Here is a 20,206-nt window from a genome sequence, read left to right on the forward strand (position 1 = left end):
AATAGATAAAGTGATATAATTCTAAATTATGATTTGAAAAGGCTATCAATGAAGGAGGCGTCATAACAAATGTCCGATATCATTTCAATCTTTGACACGACGCTGCGTGATGGAACTCAAGGCGAAGGGATCAGCCTATCCGCAGACGATAAGTTAAAAATTGCCCAGAAGCTAGATGCACTGGGAGTTCACTATATCGAAGGTGGTAATCCCGGTAGCAATAGTAAAGATATTGAATTTTTTCAACGTGTCAAAGCCTTAAATCTATCCGCACGAATAACTGCATTCGGAAGTACTCGCCGCAAAAACAGTCTTGCAGAGCAAGACGCGAGCCTTCTACGAATTGTGGAATCTGGTGTTCCGGCTGCTACGTTAGTAGGTAAAGCATGGGACTTCCATGTGCATACCGCTCTTCAAACGACGTTGGAAGAAAACCTTGCGATGATTTATGATTCCTTTGCATTTCTAAAACAAAACGGCATAGAAGCCATGTACGACGCAGAACATTTTTTTGACGGCTACAAACATAATCCTGAGTACGCACTTGCTGCATTACGTAAAGCTCAGGATGCAGGAGCAGATTGGCTTGTGCTATGTGACACCAATGGCGGAACATTGCCAAGCGAAATTCACGAAATTGTCACAAGAGTAAAAGAACAATTAACTACTCCTATAGGCATTCATACACATAACGATTGTGAACTTGCTGTCGCAAACACTTTATCCGCTGTACAAGCAGGAGCAAGGCAAGTACAAGGTACAATTAACGGTTATGGCGAACGATGCGGCAACGCAAATCTTTGTTCCATTATTCCTAATCTTCAACTAAAAATGAAATACAATTGTTTACCGGAAGAAAAATTGCGTACGTTAACGAATACAGCACGTTATGTTAGTGAAATTGCAAACGTGCATATGCCGATTGGCCAAGCATATGTCGGTAATGCTGCTTTCGCACATAAGGGTGGCATTCATGTGTCTGCTATTATGAAGGATTCTAAAACGTACGAGCATATTAATCCGGAGCTAGTCGGAAATAAGCAGCGCATTCTTGTTTCTGAGCTCGCAGGCCAAAGCAACATCATCTCTAAAGCACATGAGCTTGGACTAGACATAAACGCGAACAATGATAAAACAAAACAAATTATTGAGCAAATCAAAGAATTGGAACATCAAGGTTACCAATTCGAAGGTGCTGACGCATCTCTAGAGCTTCTACTTCGCGACGCGTTCACTGAAACAGAAGACGTATTTAAAGTGGAGTCGTTCAAAATGCACGTGGAGAAAACAAACGGTGAGATGATTTCCGAAGCGATTGTCAAAATTAATGTCGGTGGACAACAAGTATACACCGCTGCTGAAGGCAATGGACCGGTTAATGCACTCGACAATGCCCTCCGCAAAGCATTGGTTCAATTTTATCCGAAAATTGAAGAGTTCCACCTATCTGACTATAAAGTACGTGTCATCGACGAAAAGGACACGACTGCAGCCAAAGTACGCGTACTCGTCGAGTCAACTGATTTAAACAATTCATGGTCCACCGTTGGTGTTTCCAGTAACGTTATTGAAGCGAGCTGGGAAGCATTGCTCGACAGCGTCCGTTATGCACTCTTGAAAATGGACAAAGTAGAGGGCAATGTTACTGATTCTACAGAACGCCTTGGACTCATTAACCATTAAATCTTATTGAATTTCGTAAAAGACTGACCTCTGCAGTGTTAGCTGCTATGGCCAGTCTTTTTTTTGCGCCTCGCTGGTGCGTACACGCTCCTCCAACCCGATTTTCTCGGGTTGCACCGCTTTACTTGCTCGCATCCGCAAAACTACCCCAAAACAAAAATAGAGTGGTGTAGATTCAGCATCCACACCACTCTATTTCTACAATCATCCCTGCTTATGACCACTTCTGTATTAATCGTTCCCATTCGTCGTACGGAATGACGCCATTTATTCTTTCTCTTATTACGCCTTCACTATCAATGAGAAACGTCGTTGGATACATATTCACTTTATATTGCTCTGTAACGTCTCCTTTACGATCCATTAATATTGGAAAGGTGAAACCATGATCCACAACGAATTTCCTCGCTGCTCTTTCCTTATCAAATTTAGTGGAGTTCACACCAATCATTGCAATTTTGTCGCCATACTTTTCATGCAACTTTTGCAAATCCGGTGCTTCCAATACGCACGGGCCACACCATGAAGCCCAAAAATTAAGAAAAGTTAGTTTTGATCCTTTGCCACCAACATCTAAAGGGTTTTCATCCAAATCAGGCAAAGCGAAGCTAGCAGCTTGAAATCCCGCCTTTGGCTTGAAATCAGCGGAAGCTGACGATTGTTCGGCAGAAGTATCATCTTGTGCATATTGATAAACGGCTAAGCCAGCAAATAAAAAAGCGACGATAAACACAGTAACTACATTTTTCATGTTGTTCCTACTTTCATGGAAAATCAAATTAACCCCATCGTAACACGTGGAGTATGGAAGCTCAAGGCAGTGGGCAGATTAGCCATAAATCCGTCACTACTCATGTTCACATTTATATTTATTTTCCCTTAACACACCTTTGTTCATACCTATAATCCTATAATCCTTAACGCTATTCCTTACAATCGTATATAATGTTGAAAATACACTAGTGGGTGGCGATTAATGATGCGCACGAATGAAACATCGGGGAAAATTACAAAAAGCGCATACGAAGAGCTTATCCTTATATGCAGCAAAGCTTTGCCAATGGAGGCTTGCGGAGTACTAGCAAGAAGTGAAAACGAAGATGCTGCTACTATTATTTTTCCAATCAAAAATGTCCATAACAGTCCTTCTAATTCTTTTTCATTTGATCCAAAAGAATGGACAACTGCTTTTTTTGAAATGCAAAAAAAAGGTCAAACGCTTGTTGGTATTTACCATTCTCATCCACATTCGGCGCCATTTCCGTCATTACGAGACTACTCAGGTTTTTTACCTTCATCAGAGCTTACTTATTGGATCGTTTCATTGGAAAATTCTCTCGCACCAAATGTTCAACCTTATACGAAATCCAATGGCTACTTTAAAGCAGTCTCATTAGTGCTGACTTAAATAAGCATACAGATCACCTAACGTTGTAATATTTCGTTCAACGATTCGGTCCAAATACTGTTGCCATAGTTTAGCAGTCATAATCGAATCCTGTAATGCATGATGACGATCAACGATCGGAATATTACAACTAATCAGCAATTCATCTAAACTGTAGCCTTGCCGATTTGGCTCAAGCCACTTTGCTATCATCATCGTATCGAGAATACGATGATTCATATTTACTTTCGAAGTTCGCCAAAGAGCTGCATTTAGAAATTGCTTATCATGACCAGAAGCATGCGCTACAAGCAATCGTCTCCCAATAAAGGCCAAAAAGTCATGTAGAACACTCATCAAATCAGGCGCATCCTGTACCATCTCGTTCGTAATCCCTGTGAGATCAACGATAGCACTTGGAATAAGGCGTTTCGGATTGACCAAGCTATAGAAACTATTATCTTGATCAATCACCCCACCCTTTACAACAACAGCACCAAAAGAGATGATTTCATCTCCATTATTGGAGTTAAAGCCCGTCGTCTCCAAATCAAACACGACAATTTCCAGCTCTTTGAGCGGAGTTTCAAGCAATGATTGCTTGCGCTGCTCACGATTTGCATTGCGAATAAATGCCATCTGTTGTGCGTTTTGCGAACCAAGCATTGAAGCTATCGCAGGTGTGACCCCTCCCATTTTGTACAGGCTCCACATCCGTCCTACGCCTTTTCGCTCTTTCAAATGACTCCACCGCCTTACTTCTTACATAAACTAACCCAAAGTTTGCTTCGTTACGACCCGCTGCAGTCTTTTCCCTTGCCTCAGACTGTTCTTAAGCTCGTCAATCATTTCTTTCGTTAACATACTGCTATGAAGCTTACCCGAATTCGTGTAGATACCATCCACCTTTTGTTCTGTTGTCATTAATCTTAATCTCAAAATCAGCCGGAATGATTGTGCAAAGAGCTCCCCATCCACGGGTGATATTTTGCCTACCTCAACAAGTTTAGTTAACCGTTCTAACGTAGAAGTCGCTCGAATATTAGACTGGATAGATAGCAATCGAATAGAATTTACCATCGGAATGTAAGCACCATACTTAATATCAAGACTACCGGCATCTTCTCCATACCGTTCTCTTAAAAGCTGACCAAATACACCGACGAGCAACTTATGTCTCATCGTATTTTCTAACATTCGTTTCAAAATAATTGGGTTGTTCAACGTATCTGTAAAGAACATATCTTTTAAGGAATTAAAAAGTGACATTTCTCCATAAACGCAGCGTGAATCTGCAACAATTAATAAATACCGAACCGCTTCCCAATCAGGCTCTTGAAACCAATTCTCTAACACATTCCCCCATTCGCTTAATGAACGGCACCAGTCAGCATTGTCGCTAAGCACCTTTCCATCACAAGGTGGATATCCAATAACGATTAGATTTTTAACGATAAGCTTGCATAATTGTTCAAAATAGTTCTTTATCGCTTCCCTGTTGCCTTCACAATCCTGATACACAACTCCACTATCCTGATCACTAGACAGTGTCTGCTCCATCCGTCCACCGCTACCGAACAATAAGTATGCGTAAGGCACAGGCGGGGAACCTTTCCCCAGCCGTGCCATCTCCGCTTCTGAAAGCGCAATTGCTCGTGAAATAATAGCATCATGCGTTTCATTTAATCCTTCATTTAGTTGTTCGATCGGCCGTGCATTAAGGAGAGCTTTTATCTGTTCGTGTATTTGATCCCTCAAAGTTCGCAATCCATCCACATGATTAATGGAATTAATCATTTTGGAATGAAGCGATCGCAATGAGTCACCCATTCGCCGCTCTCCCCCTTCGGTCAATCCCTTTATCTACTAGCCTTGCACATCTTGACTTGGTTTTTTCAGTTGCTCAGGATAACCATAAGCTCCGTGTTCACTTAGGTCAAGACCTACAATTTCTTGTTCTTCCGTCACGCGGAAGCCCATAATTAACTTCATTCCTCCAAGTACAATGAATGATGCAATTAATACGAAACCACCAGCAAATACAACAGATTCCAATTGCACAAGTAATTGCTTCCAACTTCCAGTGTCAATCAATCCACCTTGACCAACATTAACTTTTTCAGCGAGCGCTTGTGTCGCAAATATACCATTAGCAAGCGTTCCCCAAATACCTGCCATACCATGAACAGAAAGTGCATAGATTGGATCATCTACTTTAAATTTTTCGAACATTTTTACACTGTAAAATACAAGTACACCAGCAATAAGTCCGATCACAACAGCCGCCCATGGATCAACAAATGCACAAGATGCAGTAATGGCTACTAAACCTGCTAATGTACCATTTAACATCGTTGTAATATCAGCTTTGCCTGTAACAGCCCATGCAATAATTAGTGCAGCTACACCACCTGCTCCAGCACCTAACATTGTTGTGAAAGCGACATAAGTGAAAAATCCGTCACCGATCGCTACCGTTGAGCCTGCATTAAATCCGAACCAGCCTACCCAAAGAAGTAAGACCGACAATGCTGTAAATACTTGATTATGTCCCAAAATTTCATTTGGCGAGCCATCTTTATTAAATTTACCGATACGAGGTTTAAGCAGTACCGTTGCAACAAATGCAGCAATTGCTCCAGTTAAGTGAACGACCGTCGAGCCGGCAAAATCTTGCGCGCCATGTTTTGCAAGCCAACCACCGCCCCAAATCCAATGTGCGACTACAGGATAGATAAAAGCAATAAAGAAGATTGTAAAAACGATGTATGAGGAAAGTTTAGCGCGTTCTGCAAATCCACCCCATGCGATGGACAACGAAATTGCTGCAAATGCTAATTGAAAGAGGAAAAATACTGCTGAAGGATACGAAGCACCATCTGCTGCGGCTGTACCAGGATTAAAGAAAAATTGACCCCATCCTATAAACTTACTCAGCCCACTATCTGCATTATCACCGCCAAAAGCGATACCATATCCGACTGCCCAATAAACTAAACCCGCTAAACCGACTGTAAAAATTGTTTTTCCAGCAACATGACCAGCATTTTTCATCCGGGTAGAGCCAGCTTCAAGTAAAATGAATCCACCTTGCATGAGGAGTACGAGAATAAATGAGAGCATTATCCATAATGAATTCAGACCCATATTCAGCGTTGCATTAGAAGGATCTTGTGCATAAGCTACTACTGGAAACAAGATAGTCATTAAACCCAAAGCAAAAAACGTTTTTTTAATCAATACGGCCACTCCCTTTAATGTTATATTTCCTCACACGATGTGAAAGACTTATTGCCATTATAGATTGGAGAAACCATTTTGACAATAAACATTTTCATTTTTTTACAAAATAATTAAGACACACTAACAAACCTCACATCATTCACACTTTTTCACCTAACATGAAAATTCGAACTATTTGTAAACTGCCATCATTCGTTTGACTACACGGTTGCTTTACTATTATCATTACTTTATATAAAGAAGCATAAGTAAAGGCGGTGAAGAAGTGGACGCAACTACGTTATACCGAATCGGCGAGTTATCCAAACTTGCGACAATTAGCCCAAGAACAATCGACTACTACACCTCAATCGGTTTGATCGAACCCGCAAAGCGTTCTGATAAAAATTACCGGCTGTATTCATATGAAACATTGCATCGGCTTGAGCGTATCGAGGAGATGAAAAAAGATAAATATACGTTAGATGAGATTAAAGCGAATTTGAACAGCTGGAGCAAAATTTCGCCAGAGGAGAAAATTTCTCTTAAGTTAACCGAAATTCAACAACATCTATCACAGTTAGAACGAGAAGTTAAAGAACTAGAGCCAGTTATTAAACAGCTTAAACCTAGGCAAGCTAATCGATTGTATACACGTCTAACCCCTCAGACGGCGGCGTGTATTGAAGCACTAATGTTGCTAATGAACAAAAGTTCCCTCATGTAACTGCACCACTACACCTAGACGAAGGAATGATTTCATGTATATACTAATTATTGCTGCTTTCGCTTTGACGATATGGGCTCAGTTCCGTGTAAAAGGAACATTTAAAAAATGGGCACAAGTGCCGATAGGAAGCGGACTTACCGGTTATCAGGCCGCAAGACGAATGTTAGACAATAACGGACTACACGATGTACCGATTGAACCTGTACCCGGAGCGTTAACCGATCATTACGATCCAATGAAGCGTGTTGTCCGGTTATCAGAACCTGTTTATTATGAAAATTCAATCTCTGCCGTTTCAGTTGCATGTCATGAAGTCGGACACGCCATACAGCATTCAATTTCCTATCCGTTTCTTGTAGCACGTCACCGCATATTCCCTGTTGTCAACTTTGCATCAGGTATTGCACCATTTTTGTTAATTGGTGGTATTCTATTCCAGATGACAGGCCTTGTTGGAGTAGGTATCGTGTTCTTTTCGATAGCTGTAGTGTTCCAACTTATCACACTACCAGTTGAATTTAACGCAAGCAGTCGTGCACGTGATCTCATGATTTCCGAAGGCTTTATTACAAATGATGAAGAACGTGGTGTTGCCAAAGTACTTAATGCAGCAGCTCTCACTTACGTTGCGGCGGCTCTCCTTTCCTTACTTGAGTTGTTCCGTTATATAATGATTTTTTTGAACAACAGAAATTAATTTACCTTCCCTAGCAAACAAACAGAGCCCTCCGAATGGTCATTAGCACCATCGGAAGGCTCTTTTTATACGAACATACTATTGTTGTTCACGATCTTGGAAATACCTAAGCAGGAAGCTGTGAAACACTTTTGCAACTAAAGGCAACTTTTCATTACTACGATGTATGATTCCGATTGTACGTGTAACAGACGGCTCACTAATTCGCACTTTTGCTGGTTGCAACGGACCGGTATTTTGAAGTGCTAACTCTGGAAGTAAACTTACTCCCATTCCCGCCGCCACTAATCCTCTAATCGTATCCGTCTCTTCCCCTTCAAATCCGATCTTCGGCTCGAAGCCTGCCGACTGACACGCATCCCAAACGATCGGACGAAGAGAATACCCTTCACTAAATAATACGAAATTTTCTTCCTCCAATTGTCGAAGCTCTATTTCTTCTTCTTCAGACAATGGATGCCCAGGCGGCAATATAGCGTAAAGCTCTTCAGTCAACAGAACTTCGCCGCATACTTGATCATGCTCCTTAGGAAATGGTGAAATAAATGCTAAATCTATATCACCTTTAAGCAGATCTCTTATAAGTGATGGGTACATTCCTTGTTTGAACCTGAACTTAACGTTTGGATGCGTTTTCCTAAATGTAGCCACAACTTGAGGAATAAGTGATATTCCTAAGCTGTGTGGAAATCCGATTCGGATTTCCCCCTTCTCAGGGTCCAAAAATTCATGAATTTCAATAACAGCCCGTTCCAAATCGGCCAAGATTACTTCAGCTCTTTTTAAAAACAACGCACCAACTGGAGTGAGCTGAAGATTTCTCCCCTTTTGTACGAACAATTTTACTCCAAGTTCTTCTTCGAGTTGATGGATTTGACGACTAACTGCCGATTGTGCAACATGAAGCTCCTCAGCAGCTTGCGTGACATGCTCTTTTCTTGCTACCTTAACAAAATAATGAAGCTGTCGAAGTTCCATACTGTCCGATCTCTCTCCCGTAATAAACTGTAATTTTTACTGACTCTCAATCTGTTTCCTTACTTTCGATCGATCGAAAAGAGCGAAAAGCAGAAATCCTGTAATCGCCCCACCAATATGCGCCCATAGATCAATTTGAGGCACAAGAACTGAATAAACAATTCCGAAACCTAATATCATCGCTACTGTTTTACGAGAAGCCTCATCCAACATTGCCTTGCGAAATATAATAATAAAGGCGAAAGCGCCATAAACGCCGTATATTGCACCAGAGGCACCTACCGAAAGATGGTAATCCTTATCACCAACAACCGCCATAACAGCAGCCAACAAATTTCCACCTATACCTGTCAGGATGAAAAAAGGAACATATTTTGCCGTCTTGAGCAATCGTTCTAGGGGCGGAGCAAATACAACAATTGCAAAAAGGTTAAACAGTAAATGTTTAAAGTTTGCATGTAAAAAGATCGAACTCACATAACGCCAAGGTTCCTTAAGCCCGTATGGATCATCATAAAGCGACGTAAAAAAAGCACCATATCGGAAAAGATGCATTCCATCATTCGTATTACCATTTATAGCGACAATAATAAACATAATAATGTTAAGAGCAACAATGATAGAAGTCCCCGGATAAAAACGTAAATATGACCCAAAGCTCTCATAACGTAAAAATATCATGTAGCCGCCTCCATTCCTCACACCATTTATTGGACAACGATGTTTCTAAACGATTATAATAAATGACGTATCAATCAAACCATCTTAAGGAGGAAAAATAATTATGACACAAGAACGCACTGGCGTTGCTACTCTTAAAGGCAACCCAATTACATTAGTTGGCCCTGAACTTAAAGTTGGTGACGTTGCACCCGATTTTAAACTAAACAAATCGTTGACTGAAATCGTTTCTTTGCAAGATTATGCAGGTAAAGTAAAACTTGTAAGTGTTGTCCCTTCCATCGACACTGGTGTATGCGACGCTCAAACTCGTCGTTTCAACGAAGCAGCAGCAGCACTTGGTGACAATGTTATCGTACTAACAGTTAGCGTTGATACTCCATTTGCACAATCTCGCTGGTGCGCAGCAGCAGGCATCGATAAAGTTGTTATGTTGTCTGACTACAAAGAAAACAGTTTCGGCGAGTCATACGGCGTACTTATTAAAGAGTTTGCCCTAGACATGCGTTCAATCTTCGTAATTGACGGCGCAAACAATATTCAATACGTTGAATACTTATCTGAAATGACTGAACATCCAAACTACGAGCAAGCAATTGAAGCTGCGAAAGCACTCGTATAATATTGTCTTTAGAACCATTAACATAATAGAGTGCAAACAAAGCGAGTGAAGGATATCCTTCCTCGCTTTGTTATGTATTAACTATTTACTTTATGAGTAGCAAGTTTCTTATCTAAAGCACGATAAATATCAATAATAACACGATAATTGGAACCGAGATCACCCAAAGAACCTCTGGATGCGGAATAAACATCAACCGCGGATGTGAGCGGGCCAACACTTATAACTGAAACTGTAATATCCATTGTTCTACCAAATGTTGTACGTCTCTCCATCACAATTTCACCAACGGACTGCACCTCATGAAGAATTGTATATCCTTGTATCTTCTTAAGGGTCGACACAACTTCCTCCCAAGCCTTGTCCTTCGAAAGCTTGTAGAAGCGCGATTTCAGCATAGGATCTTTAGCCTTGTCGCCCGTTTGTTCGTAACTGCGCAGTAGTCCGATTAAGGTCCGCTTCAACAACAACGACCTCCTCCTCTAGCGTCTATATACATTACTTTTAATCATAACACGTTTTCATACATGAAAAAAGAGCTCTTACAGGATTTCTCCCGATAAAAGCTCTTAATATTACATATAAGACCCGCCTATGCCGTCCGACTTACATGTTTCTGAACCCTGCTCTAAGCAGGTGGGTGTCCGCAACAATGCCTTTGAGATCCCCTTTCGGGGGCATGTCAGCCGCAATGCAATTTAGGTCTCCCGTGAAACAGCCATTGGTTCAAAACAACGAAAAGCCGCAACGAACATCGCAGGGTATAGCTATTATAGACCGAACTGTCGCAAAAGTAAATGTTAAGTCATTGTTAATTGTTGGGTTTGTTCGAATCGCCTTTAACTAAATCTTCACGATTCATTTCTGCAGCTTCTTCAACCGCTTCCACTTCAGAGGCTTTCATCTTTTCCGCTTGTTGTTGCAACTTCATATAGATGAGGTTAAAGTTCCAAAATGCTACAGCGGCAACAATACTACCCATGAAAAACAAAACAAGAAATGGGATATGAAAGAAACTAACATATACGACAAAACCGCACATTATTGCAGTAGAAAAAGAACGGAACGGCTTCCCTAACGTAATTAAAAGTGCATTTTTTATCAATTGAAACATTTTCATATGATAATGAACCATCATCGAAAAATAATTAAATAACGATACTACTAGCAATATGAATAAAGCAATAAAAAGATAAGCAATGATAGGTAATTGCTCTTTAAACCAAATGAAATCAACGATTATAATGATAAATAGCAACGTATATACAAATCCACCGATCACACTTTGCTTGAAATTTTCCTTATAACCTCGGAAGAACGTCTTAAATAGCGCAACATCTGTCTCCCCCATTACCCACTTACGTGCAACAGTAAACATTGCCGCAGTAGCAGGGAACAACGTTAATGGCACTAAAATACTCGCATACAACAGAGGTCTTGCTAGGAAATACATCGGTCCAAATTGATCAATTTGTTGCTGAGTAACTTGAAACAGAATATATCCTTCAAAAAAGAATAAAAGAACAACTGGCAAAGAACAAATAATCCACAATAAATTGATAACCGATAACCTCATAATCCATTCGGAGATTCGGTAAAGTCCTCCCATTAGTCCCTTTGCTTCCATCAGATCTGCCTCCAGAATAAAGTAAATGTCTTCTTCTAGACTACAAAACAGCAGGACATTCGTCCGCCCAATTCCCTTTATATAGGCCTCAGTCTAAACCCATTTGAACTTTTCGCATAGGATATATGGTACTGAGCAAATACGATGATTATGGGAGGTTGCAATTATGAGCAACGTAGGCCACGGCTTTCACGACACTACAGGCGCTATCCTAGTACTATTTATCCTTCTGGTCATCATCACAAAAACAATATTAATATTCTAATCCACATGAGTGGATAGACAATGCGCAAAAAACCGGTGAGATCCGGATGCCCGCAAGGCATCACGGACTTCACCGGTTTTTGTTACTTATTAGTTATCTTCTGATGTTGGTTTTGGACGACGAGTCTCGCTGCTACGACCTTCGCTAGGACGGCCTTCGCTGCTACGCTTGCCACCGTAACCGCCACCGCTTCCGCCGCGACCTTCATAACCGCCACGCGAGCTGCCACCACCGTTGCTGCTTCCGCTGCTACGTCTGTCATCACGTCCGCGATAACCTCCGCCACCGCTTCCGCCACTACGTGATCCGCCACCATAAGAGGAGGAAGATGACGAGCCGCTACGATTGAATGGACGACCGTTGGAACGGATATCCGGTCTACGTTTTTTAGCACGTAGCGGTTCTTCCGGAGTCAATTCAACTTCTACGTTTTTCTTCTCACCTGTTAGAAGCTTAATCGCTGCTGCAAGAAGATGAACGGAATCGTATTGCTCAAGCAATTGAATACCAATCGCTTTGTACTCGGAGAACTCTTCGTTTTGAACAACTTCAATTAGTCGTTCAGCTGTAATACGTTGTTTGCCTTCAATTGCTTCAGCAATGCTTGGCAAAGGTTTGCGAGTCATACGTTGACGCGTTACGCGCTCGATGAAATGCAAGTGATCCGTTTCACGAGGTGTAACGAATGACCAAGCTGTACCTTCTTTACCTGCGCGGCCTGTACGACCGATACGGTGAACGTAGCTCTCAGGATCTTGCGGCAAGTCAAAGTTGATAACATGCGTTACGCCAGAAACGTCAAGTCCACGTGCTGCAACGTCTGTTGCAACTAGAACGTCAATGCTTCCATCGCGGAACTTACGCATTACGCTGTCACGTTGATTTTGTGACAAATCACCGTGCAGACCGTCTGCAGAGTATCCACGTTTTTGAAGCCCTTCGCTTAGCTCATCAACACGACGTTTTGTACGACCAAAGATGATTGCAAGATCAGGTGATTCCATGTCAAGCAATCTGCTTAGTGCTTCGAACTTCTGACGCTCATTAACTTCGATATACGATTGCTCGATCGAAGGTGCAGTAATTTGTTTAGGGATAACAGAAACGTGTTCTGGATCCTTCAAAAATTGTTGTGCAAGCTTCTGAATGTTCGTTGGCATTGTTGCCGAGAACAACATCGTTTGACGCTCAGCTGGTACAAGCTTAAGGATAGACTGAATGTCTTCCATGAAGCCCATGTCAAGCATTTCATCCGCTTCATCAAGTACAACAGTTTGTACATCTTCAAGACGGATTGTTTTACGGTTAATATGGTCAAGCAAACGTCCAGGTGTACCGATAATGATTTGCGGCTTCTTCTTCAGCGCGCGAATCTGACGGCCAATTTCTTGACCTCCATAAATCGGCAACGAGCGAAGGCCTTTGTATCGAGTAAGCTTCCCGATCTCTTCAGCCACTTGAATAGCGAGTTCACGGGTTGGCGTCATAATTAATGCAACGATGCGTTCCTCGCTAGTTGGAATCTTGTTAATTAGCGGGATTCCGAATGCCGCTGTTTTTCCAGTACCGGTTTGGGCTTGGCCGATAAGATCTCTGCCAGTCAGTGCCACCGGAATCGATTTGTCTTGAATCGGGGTTGATTCCTCGAATCCAAGTTCCGTGATTGCTTGCAACACTTTCGGTTCCAAGCCAAATTCAGCAAATGTTTTCAAACTTTTCTCAAACTCCTTCTATCTACAGCCTACTTAAGAATATCCAAATCATTATAGCACAGATAGCATCGTGAATACCAGTTAACGATGGAAAGCCATACTAATCGGACAGAATAAGACAAACCTTACGCATTGGAGCGATTGCCTTGAACCATCATAAACGACGCTATTTGTTAACCTTACCAATGATGACTTTCGGTTCCCTGCTTGTCGCGGCAGGTTTTAATCTATTTCTAATCCCACATCAATTACTTAGCGGTGGATTGTCAGGTATTTCCATGATGATTGGTTATTTAACCGGTGGAAATATCGCTTGGTTATATTTACTACTTAACATCCCTGTTCTTATTTGGGGTTGGTTCGCAATTGGCAGAAGATTTATTATATGGAGTATGTATTCTGTACTCATTACCACTCTTTTCCTACAGATCATACCCGTTCTTCATATTGCAGAAGAGATTTTATTAGGTGCTGTGTTCGGCGGAATTATTATCGGATTTGGCAGTGGTCTTGCATTACGATACGGAGGCTCTTCCGGTGGCTTTGACATCATCGCTTCTATTGTGACTAGAAGACACGATCTCCCTGTTGGTATGATCATTTTTCTGTTGAATGGTTCTGTCATTGCCATTCTCATCATATTTACTCAAAACTGGGATCTGGCCTTATATTCACTTATTGCAATTTTTTCAGCGGGTAAAGTAGTAGATATTATTCATGTGAAGCATATTAAAGTAACCGCTTTTATCATTACGACGAAAACGGAGGAATTGCTCGCGAAGTTATTAACACATCCCCGTGGAATAACTATTGTAAAGACTAGGGGTGCATTTTCATCTAGTGAAAAAGATATGCTTATGACCGTAAGAACAAAGTATGAACTTAACGAGTTATGTAAAGCAATAATAACGATCGACCCGCATGCTTTCATTAACATCGTGGAAACCGTCGGCATAGTCGGTGATTTCAAGAAACAAGATCCTACATAACTACGCAAGAATGGATTTTGTTCCCAAAAACTATGTTTTTGAAAATGTCTCTGTTATAATGTGTATATCCCGTAGCTTAATGTTTCATGCCATAGGTTTTTCCCTATATCTCTATAGTTTCTGACTATTAGTATGAAAGGGTGAGGCTAAGATGGATATGGAAACGGTCAAATTGTCACAAATTGTAGAAAGACTTGCCCCAGAGCTCAGTTCATTTCTCACCTCGCGTGAACTGGACATTCCTATTGTACTCCGTGATGGGCTCGCATTACTTGAACCGGCCGATGCCATGGAAATTGTACAACACAGCATTTGTAATGGGCAGAGACAGACTTTATTACAATGACAGTTCGGGAAATACAAATTACCCACGCGCCAGTCGACTTCTTTTCGGCTGGCTTTTTGTTATGTTATAGAAATAGAAAAAAAAGAATGACCCGAACAACTTGTATGTTTTATACTTTGGTTAGAACAGCTGACGGGAGAGAGCATAATGGACATCATCATTTCTACTTTCATGTTATTGTATAGTCTTCTGACAGGAACCGGAGAGGATAGTGCAAGCGCTAAGCAACTTGCTGCCGCTTACCTAAACGCCGCTGCTGGTGAAACCATTGTGCAACCAGACTCGCCAAGCCTCACAGGAAATCCTACAGATGAACCTGGAGTAACTACCACAATAACGAAAAAAGATCCTCAACCTGATACCCCACCGATAAAAGGTATCTACGTAACTGCACACAGTGCCGGAGGATCTCGAATGGATTCTTTGCTTAAGTTGCTTGATGAAACTGAGTTAAACAGTATGGTAATTGACATTAAAGATGACAATGGGTACATCACTTACCCAACAACAACTCCTGAGCTTCTAGAAATCGGTACAGCCAAAAAATTTATCGGTGATATAGACGGTCTAATGACTAAACTAAAATCTCATGACATTTATCCAATCGCTCGAATTGTTGTCTTTAAAGATACTGTTCTTTCTGTAAAAAAACCTGAACTTTCGTTTCTACAAGCCGATGGGACGATCTGGAAAAACGGTCGTGGAGAAAGTTTCGTTAACCCTTACCGGCAAGAGGTATGGGATTACAATATTGCATTAGCAAAAGAAGCAGCACGACTCGGCTTTAAGGAAATTCAATTTGATTATGTTCGTTTTCCAGAAGGTTTCGAAAATAAAGCCGACGCACTTACTTTCAACAAAACAGAAGCAAGTCGTGTTGATACTGTTGCCGGATTTGTCAAATACGCCAGGGAGCAACTTGAACCGCTTGGCGTACGGGTTTCTGTAGACATATTCGGATATGCAGCGTCTGTTCCTGCAGCAGAGGGAATTGGGCAAGATTTTGTTAAAATATCAAATGATGTTCATGTGATTTCACCTATGATCTATCCAAGCCATTACAGTACCGGATGGTTCAAGCAAAAAAAGCCTGACCGTAGTCCTTACGCAACAATTAAGGGTGCTATGGATGATACTCATGTTAAACTGAAAGACACAGGAGAACTCAAGCCCATTATTCGTCCTTGGATACAGGATTTTACCGCAAGTTGGTTAGGTAAAGGCAATTACGTCAAATACGGTAAAGTGGAAGTTGAAGCCCAAATCAAAGCACTACATGATAGTGGAGTAGATGAATACCTATTATGGAATGCCGGTAACAAGTATACACCTGACGTTGACTATAAATAGCGATGAACAGACACAATCTTACTCATTGTTTTTAAAGCAAAAGGTACAATCCCTCAAATGTGTGAGGAGATTGTACCTTTTGTACATTACTCATATTTATTGGGAAAGACGAAGTGCTAAATCGTACATATCCATATCAAATGCTTTTTTCGTGCTAGTAACGAGCTCGATATCGGTTGTCGTAAGTTCCCCGTTTACAACTCCGCAAGCTTTGCCAGAATTACCTTCTAACAGTTGTCTCACAGCAAAGTCACCTAGTCTACCAGCCAATATACGATCAGCAGCCGTCGGAGTTCCGCCACGCTGAATATGTCCAAGCACAGTAACTCTAGCCTCAATACCACTAATTTCCGTTATTTTTTGTGAAACGTCATCACCTTTTGCAGCACCTTCTGCTACAACAATAATACTATGACGTTTACCATTTGCGAAGTTCGTTTTCATACGTTCTGCTACTTCATTCAGATCAAAAGTCACTTCTGGAACTAGAATCGTTTCTGCCCCACTTGCAAGGCCTGCATAAAGTGCAATATCACCACAATGTCTGCCCATTACTTCAACGATCGAAGAACGTTCATGCGAAGACATCGTATCACGGATTTTGTTAATAGCATCAACAACGATGCTTACTGCTGTATCAAAACCGATTGTGACATCTGTAAATGGAATATCGTTATCAATCGTTCCTGGTAATCCCATTGTTTTTATGCCGAGTTTACTCAGCTTATTCGCACCTTGATAAGATCCGTCTCCGCCGATAACAACTAGGCCATCTATACCTCTTGCTCGCAAAACTTCAGCACCACGTTGCTGACCTTCTAGCGTCATAAACTCCTTACATCTTGCCGTTTGAAGAATAGTACCACCACGCTGGATAATGTCACCTACACTTCGTAAATCCATTGGACGCAAATCATCATTAAGAAGACCTTGATAGCCACGTTGAACACCATACACATCTAATCCATGAAATAGACCACTACGAACAACCGCTCTAAGTGCAGCGTTCATACCTTGCGAATCTCCACCGCTTGTCAATACCGCGATTGATTTGACTGCAGACATCGTAAATTCCTCCATACTATTAAGTTATATTAAGCCTGTTGTTTACGTATCCACATGCTATTAATAAGGAAAAACAGTCTTGTAAGTGGGCTATTTTTCATCAATTGCTTAGATACTTTACGTACATCGGACTGATGACGAACTTTTGGATCGGATAAATAGAGAGCCAATAGTCCTTCTATGATCAATCGGTGGAACTTCGAGCCTGGCAAATTAGTTACGTCTTCCCTTGCACGAATCACGATTGTCCCTATGCGTTCAACAAGCAGACTTTGGTTCTCGTAGTAATTGCAAAAGTTTAAATCGCCGCCTACTTGATCCTCTTCCTGATCGATCAAGTAATCAAGCAATATATGTAGACCGCACACATGCGGGAAATAAATGTGACGGATACTTTCTGCATCCTGTGGAGACAAATGTTCTTCGCTCGCTGCCAGAAATAACATAAACATACCTAATGTTGATCCTGTAGCAGCTGCAAATTCATTCCACTGCAATTCAGGATATTTAGATTCATGACATTCCCACCATGCTAATAACTGAGTTTCCCTGAGGTCCTGATGAATATGCTTGTACACTTGTAAATCACCGTAAAGACCAACTAACTCCGACACATGTTTTTGAACATTTTGATAAGAAGGCAATTTTGCGACATTGATCTGACACGTTTTAACGAGGTGATGAAGATAACCACCATCATTTTTCTCTTCACGATAAGCGTAATAGTCTTTTATTTCTGCCTTCGGATTAACTGCATCCAGCATCGATTGATGGAGCAACCGGAAGTCTTCTGGATCAAGAGAAGTACTTCGATCACATAAGTTATCCAAATAATCGCTTATCGTCTGCAAAGCGACTATTAGTGGAATTAATACATGACGATACTCCAAATTTGCCGCAGCATAAACGCCACCGCCTTGACAATGAAACTTTTTGTCGTTCATACTGTTAAGCGCCTGCGTTCGAAGCTCTGGATCAGGAATACCTGCAGCAATAGTGCGCAGCTTATTTAGTTCTAGTTCTACCTCAGGGAGTACATACTTGTAAACACGATGCATTAGCTTAATAGGACCCTTTGGCATTCTTCTACCCGTTAATGTTGTTAGTCTCACTCTCGCACCTCCTTGCGCAAAAACCCATTCATGAATGTCGGCGCGATTCCAATTCCTGATTCATCCGATACCAAATGTGCAGCTCGTTTATTCGACTAGCATATTCAGCTATCTCATAGGTTAAAAGGCATGATCGCTCAAAGTTTTCTTCGTCGTTTAACTCCGTTTGTTTCCTGTTAATGAAACGTTCCAGTTCGATAATACGTTCTGGAATAGAACCTCGAATGAGTTCCCATCTTTCAATTATGGCAGTCTGAACACAATGATCATATTGCTCCCAAGCCATTGCTAAGCTGGGAAGATATATTCCAAGCCTTTCATTCCAAACAAAATGGTCACTCACCGTAGTAAACCTCCAACAATAATGTACCATTTCAGAGGCTAATAATCCAGCCACAAATACAAAAGTAAGCGTGCTATACTGAATTACATCGGATAACAAATAGAGAGATGGAGTGAACCTAAAGCAATGAATGCACCAGACAACATAGGAGACATACGATCTGCTACTGCCAAAAGTGAAACATGGGCTCTTCGCTCGTTTAGTTTCGCTGCATTTTCTACGCATGCATTAGTTATATCTTTTTTACCTTTATTTTTTATGACAAAAGGTTTTTCGGAGAGTCAAATTGGCATCTTGTATTCAACCGGTCTGTTCGTCTCTATATTTGCAAACATCATTACAGGATTAGCTAGTGATAAATATAGAACGATTCGTAAAATTCTTATTTTATTATTATTCGGTCAGTTAGCTATGATATCACTGCTTATGCCATCTGATAATTTTATTGTAATATGCACAATTATGACGGCCTTTTACTTTTTTCAAACACCAATAAATCCACTAAGCGATAGTCTTATTATGTTGTCTAGCGAACATACAGGTACACCTTACGCTCTCGTCCGAATATTCGGCTCACTTGGTTTTGCGCTTAGCGCTTACGGGTTTGGACTATTACTTAAAGTTATTGGCTCTGAATGGACGTTAGCCATCATTCTCTTTACAATCGTCATTACGATTATTTTAGCATTTGTCATAAAAGACTACCAAGGAAAAACACGTAAGATGGAGTTTTCTGGCTTCTTCAACATATTAGGAAAACGTAATGTTTTAATATTTTTTCTACTTATCTTGTTAATCTCAATTGCTCATCGTATGTATGAAAGCTTCTTAGCTGTAACGTTGCGACAACTCGGGGCAAGTGACTCCTTGATCGGTCTTGCCTTACTGATATCTGCAGTAAGTGAAATTCCTATACTTTTCCTATTAGGGAAGTATGGACATAGGTTTAAAGAGCTGCCATTACTTATATTTGCATCTCTTATGTATGGGCTTCGACTTTGGTTTCTTAGTGAGATTGATGATCCCAACTTAGTTGTAGTTACACAATTGATGCATAGTGTATCGTTCGGCATATATTTCTCTACTGCGCTTCGATATATTTCCCGGCTCATCCCAGACGAATTCCGAGCTTCAGGCCAAGCTGTTTATACCGTCGTATGGACTGGACTAGCAGGTATTATAAGTGGTGTACTTGGAGGGTTCATTTACGAATCATTTGGTCGAGTTGTTTATTACCAAACAGCTACTATCATCGCAGGCGTCGCTGCAATTGGCTTTTTCCTGTATCAATTTAGTCGTTCGAATAAGTAAGTTATTGTTTCTTTGGACATGCATAAAAGGACGATCCGAAATATCGGGCCGTCCTTAGATTCAATGGTTTATTTAGATTACGTTTT

The 20,206-nt window shown here is 41.1% G+C and carries 22 protein-coding genes and 1 other RNA gene; 10 read left to right on the forward strand and 13 right to left on the reverse strand.

The window, feature by feature from the left end:
* The first annotated feature begins 69 nt into the window (after positions 1-69).
* The gene (gene cimA, locus I6N90_RS10265) at positions 70-1,683 is read left to right on the forward strand and encodes a citramalate synthase (RefSeq protein ID WP_197935417.1); all 1,614 of its coding nucleotides are present in this window, start codon (positions 70-72) and stop codon (positions 1,681-1,683) included.
* Positions 1,684-1,897: 214 nt separating this feature from the next.
* Here the strand turns inward: cimA and I6N90_RS10270 are convergent, their stop codons facing one another.
* A complete protein-coding gene (locus tag I6N90_RS10270) occupies positions 1,898-2,434 on the reverse strand; it encodes a TlpA family protein disulfide reductase (protein ID WP_197935418.1) in 537 nt (178 codons plus the stop codon).
* Between the two features lie 225 nt (positions 2,435-2,659).
* On the opposite strand from I6N90_RS10270, the gene I6N90_RS10275 reads away from it, so the two are divergent.
* Positions 2,660-3,091: a Mov34/MPN/PAD-1 family protein gene (locus I6N90_RS10275; protein ID WP_197935419.1), complete on the forward strand. Its 432-nt coding sequence runs from the start codon at positions 2,660-2,662 to the stop codon at positions 3,089-3,091.
* Here the strand turns inward: I6N90_RS10275 and I6N90_RS10280 are convergent.
* From I6N90_RS10280 to I6N90_RS10290, 3 genes are read right to left on the reverse strand one after another with little or no spacing between them, the layout of a single operon-like run.
* Positions 3,077-3,811 (reverse strand): 3'-5' exonuclease, encoded by a 735-nt coding sequence (locus tag I6N90_RS10280; protein WP_197935420.1) that lies wholly within the window; start codon positions 3,809-3,811, stop codon positions 3,077-3,079. The two genes, I6N90_RS10275 and I6N90_RS10280, sit on opposite strands and share 15 nt — an antisense overlap.
* Before the next feature lie 30 nt (positions 3,812-3,841).
* Positions 3,842-4,900 carry a DUF294 nucleotidyltransferase-like domain-containing protein gene (locus I6N90_RS10285; RefSeq protein WP_197935421.1) on the reverse strand — a complete coding sequence of 353 codons (1,059 nt, stop codon included), beginning with the start codon at positions 4,898-4,900 and terminating at the stop codon, positions 3,842-3,844.
* Positions 4,901-4,936: 36 nt separating this feature from the next.
* Positions 4,937-6,277 carry an ammonium transporter gene (locus tag I6N90_RS10290; protein WP_197935855.1) on the reverse strand — a complete coding sequence of 447 codons (1,341 nt, stop codon included), beginning with the start codon at positions 6,275-6,277 and terminating at the stop codon, positions 4,937-4,939.
* Positions 6,278-6,578: 301 nt separating this feature from the next.
* Between I6N90_RS10290 and I6N90_RS10295 the strand changes: the two genes are divergently transcribed.
* On the forward strand, positions 6,579-7,019 hold the full coding sequence (locus tag I6N90_RS10295) for a MerR family transcriptional regulator (protein WP_197935422.1): 441 nt from the start codon (positions 6,579-6,581) through the stop codon (positions 7,017-7,019).
* Between the two features lie 34 nt (positions 7,020-7,053).
* The gene (locus tag I6N90_RS10300) at positions 7,054-7,719 is read left to right on the forward strand and encodes a zinc metallopeptidase (protein WP_197935423.1); all 666 of its coding nucleotides are present in this window, start codon (positions 7,054-7,056) and stop codon (positions 7,717-7,719) included.
* A gap of 78 nt (positions 7,720-7,797) precedes the next feature.
* On the opposite strand, the gene I6N90_RS10305 is transcribed toward I6N90_RS10300, so the two are convergent.
* Entirely contained in the window at positions 7,798-8,697 is a 900-nt protein-coding gene (locus I6N90_RS10305) for a LysR family transcriptional regulator (protein WP_197935424.1), read from the reverse strand.
* Positions 8,698-8,733: 36 nt separating this feature from the next.
* Positions 8,734-9,378 carry a rhomboid family intramembrane serine protease gene (locus I6N90_RS10310; protein ID WP_197935425.1) on the reverse strand — a complete coding sequence of 215 codons (645 nt, stop codon included), beginning with the start codon at positions 9,376-9,378 and terminating at the stop codon, positions 8,734-8,736.
* Between the two features lie 103 nt (positions 9,379-9,481).
* Between I6N90_RS10310 and tpx the strand changes: the two genes are divergently transcribed.
* A complete protein-coding gene (gene tpx, locus I6N90_RS10315) occupies positions 9,482-10,000 on the forward strand; it encodes a thiol peroxidase (protein ID WP_197935426.1) in 519 nt (172 codons plus the stop codon).
* A gap of 77 nt (positions 10,001-10,077) precedes the next feature.
* Here tpx and I6N90_RS10320 read toward each other — a convergent pair whose 3' ends face one another.
* The 3 genes from I6N90_RS10320 to I6N90_RS10330 all read right to left on the reverse strand — a co-directional run bounded on the left by I6N90_RS10320 (position 10,078) and on the right by I6N90_RS10330 (position 11,627).
* A complete protein-coding gene (locus I6N90_RS10320; RefSeq protein ID WP_197935427.1) occupies positions 10,078-10,467 on the reverse strand; it encodes a DUF1499 domain-containing protein in 390 nt (129 codons plus the stop codon).
* Between the two features lie 114 nt (positions 10,468-10,581).
* A non-coding RNA gene (gene ssrS, locus I6N90_RS10325) (6S RNA) lies at positions 10,582-10,766 on the reverse strand.
* Between the two features lie 45 nt (positions 10,767-10,811).
* Positions 10,812-11,627 carry a YesL family protein gene (locus I6N90_RS10330; RefSeq protein WP_197935428.1) on the reverse strand — a complete coding sequence of 272 codons (816 nt, stop codon included), beginning with the start codon at positions 11,625-11,627 and terminating at the stop codon, positions 10,812-10,814.
* A gap of 166 nt (positions 11,628-11,793) precedes the next feature.
* Here I6N90_RS10330 and I6N90_RS24720 point away from each other — a divergent pair, with 166 nt between their 5' ends.
* On the forward strand, positions 11,794-11,892 hold the full coding sequence (locus I6N90_RS24720) for a YjcZ family sporulation protein (protein ID WP_232242844.1): 99 nt from the start codon (positions 11,794-11,796) through the stop codon (positions 11,890-11,892).
* Between the two features lie 89 nt (positions 11,893-11,981).
* Here I6N90_RS24720 and I6N90_RS10335 read toward each other — a convergent pair whose 3' ends face one another.
* A complete protein-coding gene (locus I6N90_RS10335; protein ID WP_197935429.1) occupies positions 11,982-13,604 on the reverse strand; it encodes a DEAD/DEAH box helicase in 1,623 nt (540 codons plus the stop codon).
* Positions 13,605-13,789: 185 nt separating this feature from the next.
* Between I6N90_RS10335 and I6N90_RS10340 the strand changes: the two genes are divergently transcribed.
* From I6N90_RS10340 to I6N90_RS10350, 3 genes are all read left to right on the forward strand, one after another.
* A complete protein-coding gene (locus I6N90_RS10340; RefSeq protein ID WP_197935857.1) occupies positions 13,790-14,593 on the forward strand; it encodes a YitT family protein in 804 nt (267 codons plus the stop codon).
* Between the two features lie 151 nt (positions 14,594-14,744).
* Complete coding sequence (locus tag I6N90_RS10345; RefSeq protein ID WP_197935430.1) at positions 14,745-14,939, forward strand: hypothetical protein; 195 nt, start codon at positions 14,745-14,747, stop codon at positions 14,937-14,939.
* A 147-nt stretch (positions 14,940-15,086) separates the two neighbouring features.
* Complete coding sequence (locus I6N90_RS10350) at positions 15,087-16,289, forward strand: putative glycoside hydrolase (protein ID WP_197935431.1); 1,203 nt, start codon at positions 15,087-15,089, stop codon at positions 16,287-16,289.
* Positions 16,290-16,385: 96 nt separating this feature from the next.
* Here the strand turns inward: I6N90_RS10350 and pfkA are convergent, their stop codons facing one another.
* Genes pfkA through I6N90_RS10365 form a run of 3 tightly spaced genes read right to left on the reverse strand, consistent with a single transcriptional unit; the run spans position 16,386 to position 18,809 of the window.
* Positions 16,386-17,354, reverse strand: coding sequence for a 6-phosphofructokinase (pfkA, locus tag I6N90_RS10355; RefSeq protein WP_197935432.1), 969 nt, complete (start codon positions 17,352-17,354; stop codon positions 16,386-16,388).
* A gap of 29 nt (positions 17,355-17,383) precedes the next feature.
* A complete protein-coding gene (locus tag I6N90_RS10360) occupies positions 17,384-18,436 on the reverse strand; it encodes a tetraprenyl-beta-curcumene synthase family protein (RefSeq protein ID WP_197935859.1) in 1,053 nt (350 codons plus the stop codon).
* 58 nt (positions 18,437-18,494) lie between these two features.
* Positions 18,495-18,809: a hypothetical protein gene (locus I6N90_RS10365; protein WP_197935433.1), complete on the reverse strand. Its 315-nt coding sequence runs from the start codon at positions 18,807-18,809 to the stop codon at positions 18,495-18,497.
* A 126-nt stretch (positions 18,810-18,935) separates the two neighbouring features.
* Here I6N90_RS10365 and I6N90_RS10370 point away from each other — a divergent pair, with 126 nt between their 5' ends.
* Complete coding sequence (locus I6N90_RS10370) at positions 18,936-20,120, forward strand: MFS transporter (RefSeq protein WP_197935434.1); 1,185 nt, start codon at positions 18,936-18,938, stop codon at positions 20,118-20,120.
* Positions 20,121-20,206 lie beyond the last annotated feature (86 nt).

The organism is Paenibacillus sp. GSMTC-2017 (genome assembly GCF_016019935.1).
Taxonomy (GTDB): Bacteria; Bacillota; Bacilli; order Paenibacillales; family Paenibacillaceae; genus Pristimantibacillus.